Here is a 10,054-nt window from a genome sequence, read left to right as displayed (position 1 = left end):
GCGATCCGCGACCTGCTGGCGCGTTACGCGTTGGCCCTCGACACCGACGACATCGATCGATGCCTCGAGCTTTTCACCGACGACGGCCAGTTCGTGGTGTTCGGGCGGGAATTCAGTGGACGCGATCAAATCCGCGCCATGTTCGAATCCGCACCCCGCGGCCTGCACCTGACCGGGGTGTCGAGCATCGAACTAGCCGAGAACGCCGCGACAGCACGCTCACAGGTGCTGCTCGTCGAAGCCGGCACGATGCATCTGCGGCCCGCCCTGTTCGACGATGAACTCAGCCGCGACGGCAAGCAGTGGCGATTCCGCCGTCGCCGATGCCGGTTCATCACCAGCGGCGGACTCGCTGACCGTCCGGAGGTCCCGACACTGTGACGACCCGACAACGCGTCGCCCTGGTAACCGGGGCCGCCCGCGGACAGGGCTGGGCCATTACCCAACGGTTGCGCGCCGACGGGTTTTTCGTCGCGGCCTGCGATGTCAGCGCCGCCGAACTCGACACCGCGGTCGACGGCTTGCACGACGACGGGGTCATCGCGATTCCACTCGACGTGACGTCGACGTCGCAGTGGCAGGAGGCGGTTGCCACCACCGTCGGGAAGTTCGGATCGTTGAGCACCCTAGTCAACAACGCCGGCGTGCTGCACCGCGCATCGATCGCCGACGAGTCGATGGAAGGATTCGAAAGAGCTTGGCGGGTTAACTGTCTGGGCGCCTTCCTGGGTATCAAGGCGACACTCGACCAGCTACGCGCCGCCGAAGGTGCGGCCATCGTCAACACCTGCAGCACCGGCGCAATCAAGCCGTTCCCGAAAAACAGCGCCTACGGCTCGTCCAAGTGGGCGCTGCGCGGCCTGACCCAGGCCGCCGCCGCTGAACTTGCGCCGACGGGCATCCGCGTCAACGCGGTGTTTCCCGGGCCGATCGCGACACCGATGCTCGACGACGAGACCCAGGCGCGGCTGGTGGCGACGTCGGTCAGCGGACGGATCGGGCAGCCGTCCGAGGTAGCCGATGCCGTCGCGTTCCTGGTCTCCGATCAGGCGTCGTTCATCACCGGTTCGGAACTCGTCATCGACGGTGGTCAATGCCTGAAAATCCAATGAAGGTCGGCATCATCGGCGCCGGCCCCGGCGGCATCGCGCTGGGAATACTTTTGACGCGAGCGGGCTTACGCGACTTCACCATCTTCGATCGGGAAGACGGCGTCGGTGGAACATGGCGGATCAACACCTACCCGGGGCTGGCCTGCGACGTCAAGTCGCACCTGTATTCGTACTCGTTCGATTTGAACCCGCACTGGTCGAGGCTGTGGTCGTCGCAGCCGGAGATCCTGAAGTACTTCGAGCGTTGCGTCGACGAGCAGGGCCTGCGACCACATCTGCGGCTCGGCACCGAAATCCGTTCCGCGCGATGGGATGAACACGCGCAGCGCTGGCAGCTGACGACCGCCGCGGGTGAACGTCACGAATTCAATGTGGTGGTCTCGGCCGTCGGGTTGTTCACCCAGCCGGTGTTGCCAGAGCTCGTCGAACAGGAGCCGTTCACCGGAACGGTGATGCACTCGTCGCGGTGGGATCATTCGGTCGACCTCGCGGGTGCGCGGGTGGCCGTGCTGGGGACGGGCTCGACGGCCTCGCAGCTGATACCGGAGTTGGCGAAGGTCGCGGGGCAGGTGTACTCGGTGCAGCGGTCGCCGACCTGGATACTGCCGAAACCGGATCGGCCCTACAGCGCAAGGGAGCGTTGGCTATTCGCGCATGTTCCGTTTGCGAAGAAGCTTTACCGGACGCGGCTGTGGCTGCGCAGCGAGGCGAATATCTCGGTGATCGAGCACGGCAGCCAAAAGACCCAGGAGTTCACCGCGATCGCGCAGCACTTACTGGAGAAGTCGGTTCCCGATGAGCAGCTGCGCCGCAAGCTGACCCCGGACCATCCGATGGGCTGTAAGCGGTTGGTCTTTTCGTCGGAGTACCTGAGTGCGTTGGCGCAGCCGCATGTCGAGGTACTAAGCAGCCCGGCACGGTATCTGCGCACCAGATCGCTGGTGACCGAGGACGACACCGAGCGCGACGTCGACGTGGTGGTGTGCGCAACCGGCTATGCCGCAGCCGATTATCTCGGCGAGATCGAGCTGACCGGCGAGAGCGGGGTCAGGCTGCACGATGTCTGGCGAGACGGCGCACACGCATATCTGGGCATGGCGGTGCCTGGGTTTCCCAACTTCTTCATGCTGTACGGACCCAACACCAACGTCGGCTCCAACAGCGTGATCTTCGTGCTCGAAGCACAGGCCCGCTACATCGTGCGGGCACTGCGATACCTGCGGCGCAAGGGCAAGTCGTATGTCGCGGTGCGGCCGTCGGCGATGGCGGACTTCCTCGCCAAGATCGACGAGTGGATGCAGGGCACCGTGTGGACCACCCAGTGCAGCAACTACTTTCGCGCCGCCAACGGGCGGGTGGTGACGCAATGGCCGCGCAGCGCGCGCGCCTTCTGGGAGATGACGCGCCGATTCAAGTCCGCCGACTTCACCTTTGCGGCCCCGGCCGAGAGTGTGCCCGACGCGTCGATGGCGTTGGACAAGGGCAGTCGATGACGGAACCGAACGGCTTGGACGGCTTTGAGCGGTTGGATCCCGCCCTGCGCGCCATCGCTACGACGCGGACCGACTTCTCGCTCAACTCGATTCACCTTATGCGCGAACCGTTCAACCAGCGCCGCAGCGAGGCCGCCGAACACACGGACACACAAGGCGTGCGGATCGTCGAGGACACCGTGGCCGCCGACTCCGGCAGCGTGGCGGTGCGCATCTACTCTCGCGCCGAAACGGATCCGGCGCCGGCGATCGTCTACTGCCACGCCGGCGGCTTCGCCCTGGGAAACCTGGACACCGACCATCGGCAGTGCGTGGAGCTCGCCCGACGCGGTCGCTGCACCGTGGTGTCGGTCGACTATCGGCTGGCCCCGGAGCATCAATATCCGGCCGCCCTCGATGACGCGAGCGCCGTGCTGCGATGGGTGGCGGCCAACGCGACGGACCTGGGCGTCGACCCTGCGCGCTTGGCGGTGGGTGGCAGCAGCGCCGGCGCGACCCTGGCGGCGTGCCTGGCCCACGGCACCGTCGACGGCTCGCTGCCGGCGGTCAACTTCCAGCTTCTCCACCAGCCGGTACTGGACGATCGAGAAACCGCGTCGAAGGCCGAGTTCTGCACCAGCCCCGCTTTCGACAGCGAGGCAGCGGATCTGATGTGGCGCTATTACCTGGGCCCCGACGCGGGACCAGCGGCCGCCGTGCCGGCGCGGCGAAACCAATTAAGTGGTCTGCCAACCGCTTTGATCACCTGCGCGGAGATAGATCCATTTCGCGATGAAGCGGTCGATTATGCGCTACAGCTGCTTCGCGCGGGGGTTTCCACCGAGCTCCACGTGTTTGCGCGCACCTGCCACGGCTTCGATTCGCTGCTACCGGACTGGTCGGTTTCCGAGCAACTATTCGCCCTGCAGGGGCAAGCCCTCCGCCGCGTGTGGGACGGCGCCTGAGCGTGCGGTAGATTGCCGTCGCGACCGGCTCAGGAGGACGGATGGCGTGCTGCGATCTCCCAATTGCTGAAAAGGATTGCGACGGAGCCTTCACGGTCGACGCGTCGCGGGTCACTTTCGGGCGCGGATGCCTGGCAGAGGTGGGTGACCGAGCCGGCGCGCTCGGGCTGCGGCGGGTCGCGTTGTTCTCCGACGCAGGCGTGGCCGAACTGCCCATCTTCGCGAAGACACACGACTCGCTGGTCGCCGCCGGACTGGACGTAGTCACCTATACCGACGTACGTGTGGAGCCCACCGACGCGTCATTCCTGGGTGGGGTGCGTTTCGCGCAAGAGGTGCAACCCGATGGCTACGTATCGCTGGGCGGCGGATCGGTCATCGACACGTGCAAGGCCGCCAATCTGTACGCCAGCTATCCCGCTGACTTTCTGACCTACGTCAACGCGCCCATCGGCGAGGGCAAACCCGTTCCCGGCCCGCTCAAGCCGCATATCGCGTGCCCCACCACGGCGGGCACCGGCAGCGAGGTCACCGGCATCGCCATCTTTGACCTTGTGTCGCTCTCGGCGAAGACGGGCATCGCGTCTCACGCGCTGCGTCCCACCGAAGCGCTCGTCGACCCGGACTGCACCGCGAGCCTGCCGCCCGAGGTCGTCGCCTCCGCGGGCCTCGATGTGCTGTCGCATGCGTTGGAGTCCTATACCGCGAGGCCCTACGTCCTCCGGTCCGCTCCCAAACGCCCGAGCCTACGGCCCATGAGTCAAGGTGCTAACCCGTGGAGCGACTTGGGCTGCCGTGAGGCGTTGCGCCTGCTGGGGCAGTTTTTGGAGCGTGCGGTGCACGACGCTTCGGATAGCGAGGCCCGCGAGCAGATGATGTGGGCTGCAACGCTTGCGGGCATCGCGTTCGGCAACGCGGGCGTTCACGCACCACACGGCATGGCCTACGCGGTGGCAGGGCTGGTGCGTGACTTCCGCCCGTCGGGCTACCCGGCCGATGAGCCGCTGGTGCCGCATGGCATGGCCGTCATCCTCAATGCACCGTCGTCGTTCCGGTTCACAGCGGAGGTGAGCCCGGAGCGCCACTTGGAGGGCGCACGCCTGCTCGGCGCTGACACGCAGGGAGCCGGCGCGACGGATGCGGGCGAGGTGCTAGCCGACGAACTCATCCGCGTCATGCGGGCGGTGGGCATGCCGAATGGGCTGGGTGGCGTGGGATACACCGAAGATGACGTGGTCGCCCTGACCGAGGGTGCTTACCCTCAGCAGCGCCTCTTGCAGAATGCTCCGCGAGAGATGAGCAAACCGGTTCTGGCGGACCTGTTTCGGCGTGCCATGCGCTACTGGTAGTGAATACAGCCATGACTCCGTTTCCCGCGGGTCCACCCGACTCGGACGGGCTCACCAGCCGCGACTTTCCGGTGCTCTGGCCGGTGCTCACCCGGTGGGCCGACAACGACATGTTCGGGCACCTCAATAACGCGGTCTACTACCAGCTTTTCGACACCGCGATCAACGGCTGGATCAACACGAACGTCGCCGTCGACCCGGTCACCATGGCGGCCCAGGGCATCGTCGCCGAATCGGGCTGCCGCTACTTCTCCGAACTGCATTTTCCGGAGCGGCTGGTCGTCGGGTTGGCGGTCACGAGATTGGGGCGCAGCAGCGTCACCTATCGGCTCGGCATCTTCCGGGCGGCCGAAGAACTGGCCGCCGAACAGGAGCAGACGATCGCGGCGCTTGGGCACTGGGTGCACGTCTACATCGACCGCACCGGCCGCCGGCCGGTACCGATCCCTGATGAGATCCGCTCGCTGCTGTCGACGGCGTGCGTGAGCTAGGGCCCGACCAATCACTCCGTTACCACCAGCCACGTCAGCACCGGCTCCCGACCGTGACATGGTGTTTGAAAGCGATGGCGCATGCGCTACCACCGTCGGGGTGATATCACCACGTCATCAAACTGTAGAAGGCACTAATCCTTCAGCCAGCGACGGAAGAGGCCGCTGAGTCTGTTGAGATCCCAACTGCACGGTATTGAGAGTTAGGCCGCCACCACGCGCTCGTTATGCTCGGCCAATGCCGTTTGTGAGCAAGACAGTTGAAGTCAGCGCCGACGCCGCCAAGATTCTGGCCATCGTCGCGGACTTCGAGTCCTACCCGCAGTGGAACAAAGAGATAAAAGGACTGTGGGTGCTGGCCCGCTACGACGACGGACGCCCCAGCCAGTTACGCCTTGATGCTGCCTACGAAGCTATCGAAGACACGTTGATCCAAGCGGTGTACTACCCCAGCCCGAGCCAAATTCAGACCGTGATGCAGCAGGGCAATCTGTTCAAAAAGCAGGAGCAGCTGTTCAGCGTCGTGGAGACGGGCGCGACCTCGCTGCTGACGGTCGACCTGGATGTCGAGACGGAGATGCCGATACCCGCGCCGATGGTCAAGCAGCTGGTCGGCAACGTCTTGGACTACCTCGCCGACAACCTCAAGAAGCGTGCCGAGGAGCTATCGGGGGATTAGCCGCAGATCCCGCTGCCAGCCAGCCTTTCGGTGAGCCGGCGCGCGCCGTCGGTGAATTGCCAGTTGGTGTGCTCGACGACCGCGGCGGTGTCGCGGCGTCGCAGCGCAGCGATCACCTCGCGGTGGTTCTTGACCGCGGCCGCACCCCATTGCGGATCTGTGGCGTACACCGTCAACGGCATATACCGAGCCACGTGCAGCAAAAACCACGCCAGCTTGATTCGCCCGGTGGCGTGATTGAAAGCCCGGTGAAACGCGAACTCCGTCGCCGCGATCGCCTCGGTGTCCGCGGCGGCGACGGCGGTGGTCAGCGCATCGGTGATGCGTTCGAGATCGTCGATCTCGGCGTCAGTGATGTTCTGGCTCGCGGTGGCGGCAAGCTCCTTGGCGATGGTTGCCTGCAGCCAGAAGATGTCGTCGATGTCCTGCCGAGTCAGCGGCAGCACGACGTGGCCGCGGTGCGGCTCGAGTTGCACCATGCCCTCGCCACGCAGCTTCAGCAACGCCTCGCGAACCGGCGTGACGCTGACGCCGAGTTTGGCCGCCGTCTCGTCGAGCCGGATGAACGTCCCCGGCCGCAGCGTGCCCGACATGATCGCGACCCTCAAATGGCCCGCGACCTCGTCGGACAGCTGCGCTCGGCGTAGCGGAAGCTTCGCCTCCCGTCGCACGGAAAGCCGCGGAGAAATGGGTGCCCCCAGGGAAGTCAACGGGGTTGTCTTCGCGCCACCAAGACCATAGTGTGATCCAGACAACACCAAGTTTTATCAAATATCAACTCGAGGAATGAGTCAGCGATCAGGAAGGAAGCAACTAGTTGACCGCTGAGTTGACTGGCCACCAGCTTCATACCGGCTCTGATGTCGGGGTCACCGCCCAGCAGCCGTATTTGGCGCGACGACAGAATTGGGTCAATCAACTCGAACGGCACGCGTTAATGCAGCCGGGTGCTGCGGCGCTGCGATTCCTGGGGCATACCGTCACCTGGTCCGAACTACGCCGCCGCGTTGCTGCGCTGGCCGGCGCCCTGAGCCGCCGAGGGGTCGGCTCCGGGGACCGGGTGATGATCCTGATGCTGAACCGGACCGAGTTCGTCGAGTCGGTGCTGGCGGCCAACATGATCGGAGCCATCGCGGTTCCGATCAACTTCCGGCTGACCCCGACCGAGATCGCCTTCCTGGTCGACGACTGCGAGGCCCGGGTGATGATTACCGAACCCGTCCTGGCCGCGGTGGGCAACGGCGTCCGCGATATCACCTCGGTGCTGAACACTGTCGTCGTCGCGGGCGACGCTGCCGATGAGGGATTGCTGAGCTACGAGGAGTTGGTGAACGAGTCCGGTGATCCGGCCGAACCATTCGACGTCCCCAACGATTCGCCGGCGCTGATCATGTACACCTCGGGCACCACCGGGCGGCCGAGGGGCGCCGTGCTGACCCACACCAACCTGACCGGGCAGACGATGACCGGCCTCTATACCCACGGCGTCGACGTCAACGATGTTGGCTTCATCGGCGTCCCGTTTTTCCATATTGCCGGAGTGGGCAACCTATTAACCGGAATGCTGCTCGGGATCCCGACGGTGATTCATCCGCTGGGCGCGTTCGACCCCGGGCACTTGCTCGACGTGCTGGCCGCGGAGAAGGTCACCGGGATCTTCCTGGTGCCCGCGCAATGGCAGGCGGTATGCAATGCGCAGCAGGCCAATCCGCGCGACGTGAAACTGCGGGTGATGTCGTGGGGCGCCGCCCCGGCGTCGGACACCCTGCTGCGACAGATGTCGGAAACCTTTCCCGGGACGCAGATTCTGGCCGCATTCGGACAGACGGAGATGTCGCCGGTCACCTGCATGCTGCTCGGCGAGGACGCGATCCGGAAGCGCGGTTCGGTAGGCAAGGTGATCCCGACGGTGGCCGCCCGGGTGGTCGACGAAGACATGAACGACGTGCCCATCGGCGAGGTCGGTGAAATCGTCTACCGCGCACCCACATTGATGAGCGGCTACTGGAACAATCCGGAGGCGACTGCCGAGGCGTTTCACGGCGGCTGGTTCCACTCCGGCGACCTGGTCCGGATGGACGAGGAGGGTTATGTCTGGGTGGTCGACCGAAAGAAGGACATGATCATTTCCGGCGGCGAGAACATCTACTGCGCGGAGGTGGAGAACGTCCTGGCGAGTCACCCCGGGATCGTCGAGGTCGCGGTCATCGGTCGTCCACACGAAAAGTGGGGAGAGGTACCGATCGCGGTTGCGGCCGTCGCCCAAAGCGACCTGCGCCTCGAGGATCTCGATGAGTTCCTCAACGAGCGATTGGCGCGCTACAAGCACCCCAAGGGGCTGGAGATCGTCGACGCCTTGCCGCGCAACCCTGCCGGAAAGGTATTGAAGACCGAATTGCGGGCACGCTACGGTGCCTCGGACGCCCCTGAAAGCGCTTACGCGTCAACGGATCCAACGAGGGATGGGTGAAGCTGACATAACGAAGAACTCGCAGGTCCAATTGATGAAAGGCTAATAACGCGGATGCTATGCCAGCCCACGAACCCATCGGGTACAGTCCTGTGGTCTGCCTTACTACCTGCGAGTAGGGAGACGGACGTCACACACCTAGGGACGGGGCAAGGAGGAGGCGTGCGACACGATCAGCCGCGACGCCGCGAGGCACGCGGTTCCCTCCTGGGGGGGCTCCGGTGACGACGACGCAGCCACGAATCACCGATTACGTCCGCGACCGGCTAGGTCCGCCGCTTGTCCTCGTCGGTGGCTTTTTCCGGATGTGCGTGCTCACCGGAAAAGCGTTGTTCCGGCCGCCATTTCAGTGGCGCGAGTTCATCCTCCAGTGCTGGTTCATCATCAAGGTCGCAATTCTGCCGACCATGGCCGTCTCGGTGCCGGTGACGGTGCTTTTCATCTTCACGTTCAACATCCTGCTGATCCAGGTCGGCGCCGCCGACATCTCGGGGGCGGGCGCGGGCGTCGCTGTTGTCACCCAGATCGGCCCGATTGTGACTGTGCTGGTCGTTGCAGGCGCGGCGGCCACGGCCATCTGCGCCGACCTGGGTGCGCGCACCATCCGTGAAGAGATCGACGCGATGGAGGTGCTCGGCATCGACCCCATCCACCGACTGGTGGTGCCCCGGGTTCTGGCCTGCGCCCTGGTCGCGATGCTGCTCAACGGCCTGGTGTGCATGGTGGGACTGGTCGGCGGCTTCCTTTTCGGCGTCTACTTCCAAAACGTGTCCGGCGGTGCCTACCTCGCCACGCTGACCCAGCTCACCGGACTGCCCGAAGTGGTCATCTCGACGGTCAAGGCGTTGACCTTCGGTCTCATCGCGGGCCTGGTCGGCTGTTACCGGGGGCTGACCGTGCGCGGCGGTTCGAAGGGTCTGGGCACCGCGGTCAACGAGACCGTGGTGCTGTGCGTGGTGGGGCTGTACGCGGTCAATGTTGTGCTGACCACCATCGGTGTGAAGTTCGGAACGGGGGCCCTGGGATGACGCTGGCCCAAGTACTGAGCGGCCGCTTCCCGCGTGTATCCGCCGACCTTCGTCGCTTCGGCGGCGCCGCGACCCAACCCCTTGAAGAAGCCGGGAGGCTGGGCTGGTTCGCGATCCTCGGCGGTCGCGACATGGGTTGGGCGCTGACCCGTTACCGCAAGGAAATCGTGCGGCTGATCGCCGAGGTCGGCATGGGTACCGGCGCCATGGCCGTCGTCGGCGGCACCGCGGTGATCATCGCTTTCGTGACGCTGTCGTCCGGCTCGCTGGTTGCCATTCAGGGTCTCTCGTCACTGGGCCACGTCGGACTCCAGACGCTGCTCGGATTTGTCGCCGCACTGATCAACGTGCGTCTGGTTGCCCCCGTCGTTTCCGGTGTCGTGCTGGCGGCCACGGTGGGCGCCGGCGCTACCGCCGAATTGGGCGCCATGCGAATCAGCGAGGAGATCGACGCATTGGAAGTGATGGGCGTCAAGTCGATGGCCTAC

At 65.1% G+C, this 10,054-nt stretch carries 11 protein-coding genes; 10 read left to right on the top strand and 1 reads right to left on the bottom strand.

The genetic code is table 11. The features are described from left to right. From VKI00_RS18970 to VKI00_RS18940, 7 genes are all read left to right on the top strand, one after another. Positions 1-381: nuclear transport factor 2 family protein (locus VKI00_RS18970; RefSeq protein ID WP_324440081.1), on the top strand; the 381-nt coding region annotated here is incomplete at its 5' end. After that, positions 378-1,112 carry an SDR family oxidoreductase gene (locus VKI00_RS18965; protein WP_324440079.1) on the top strand — a complete coding sequence of 245 codons (735 nt, stop codon included), beginning with the start codon at positions 378-380 and terminating at the stop codon, positions 1,110-1,112. The genes VKI00_RS18970 and VKI00_RS18965, both read left to right, overlap by 4 nt. Then, positions 1,094-2,605, top strand: coding sequence for an NAD(P)/FAD-dependent oxidoreductase (locus VKI00_RS18960; protein WP_324440077.1), 1,512 nt, complete (start codon positions 1,094-1,096; stop codon positions 2,603-2,605). Before VKI00_RS18965 ends, VKI00_RS18960 begins: the two co-directional genes overlap by 19 nt. Then, positions 2,602-3,549: an alpha/beta hydrolase gene (locus VKI00_RS18955; RefSeq protein WP_324440074.1), complete on the top strand. Its 948-nt coding sequence runs from the start codon at positions 2,602-2,604 to the stop codon at positions 3,547-3,549. Before VKI00_RS18960 ends, VKI00_RS18955 begins: the two co-directional genes overlap by 4 nt. Positions 3,550-3,590: 41 nt before the next feature. Then, positions 3,591-4,898, top strand: coding sequence for a hydroxyacid-oxoacid transhydrogenase (locus VKI00_RS18950; protein ID WP_324440072.1), 1,308 nt, complete (start codon positions 3,591-3,593; stop codon positions 4,896-4,898). A gap of 11 nt (positions 4,899-4,909) precedes the next feature. Continuing rightward, positions 4,910-5,389, top strand: a complete 480-nt coding sequence (locus VKI00_RS18945) for a thioesterase family protein (protein ID WP_324440070.1) — start codon at positions 4,910-4,912, stop codon at positions 5,387-5,389. A gap of 238 nt (positions 5,390-5,627) precedes the next feature. Beyond that, entirely contained in the window at positions 5,628-6,068 is a 441-nt protein-coding gene (locus VKI00_RS18940) for an SRPBCC family protein (RefSeq protein ID WP_324440068.1), read from the top strand. Here VKI00_RS18940 and VKI00_RS18935 read toward each other — a convergent pair. Then, on the bottom strand, positions 6,065-6,757 hold the full coding sequence (locus VKI00_RS18935; RefSeq protein WP_324440087.1) for a GntR family transcriptional regulator: 693 nt from the start codon (positions 6,755-6,757) through the stop codon (positions 6,065-6,067). The two genes, VKI00_RS18940 and VKI00_RS18935, sit on opposite strands and share 4 nt — an antisense overlap. A 140-nt stretch (positions 6,758-6,897) precedes the next feature. On the opposite strand from VKI00_RS18935, the gene fadD5 reads away from it, so the two are divergent. The 3 genes from fadD5 to VKI00_RS18920 form a co-directional block, all read left to right on the top strand. Then, positions 6,898-8,538, top strand: a complete 1,641-nt coding sequence (gene fadD5 / locus VKI00_RS18930) for a fatty-acid--CoA ligase FadD5 (RefSeq protein ID WP_324440085.1) — start codon at positions 6,898-6,900, stop codon at positions 8,536-8,538. Between the two features lie 305 nt (positions 8,539-8,843). Beyond that, positions 8,844-9,566 (top strand): MlaE family ABC transporter permease, encoded by a 723-nt coding sequence (locus VKI00_RS18925; RefSeq protein WP_414687237.1) that lies wholly within the window; start codon positions 8,844-8,846, stop codon positions 9,564-9,566. Beyond that, positions 9,563-10,054 (top strand): ABC transporter permease (locus VKI00_RS18920; RefSeq protein ID WP_324440066.1); only part of this gene is annotated, 492 nt, incomplete at its 3' end. The genes VKI00_RS18925 and VKI00_RS18920, both read left to right, overlap by 4 nt.

It is taken from the genome of Mycobacterium sp. (genome assembly GCF_035314665.1).
In the GTDB taxonomy this organism is placed as follows: Bacteria; Actinomycetota; Actinomycetes; order Mycobacteriales; family Mycobacteriaceae; genus Mycobacterium.
The sequence above is the reverse complement of the archived record's forward strand: the minus strand, read 5'-3'. Positions and strand labels throughout refer to the sequence as shown.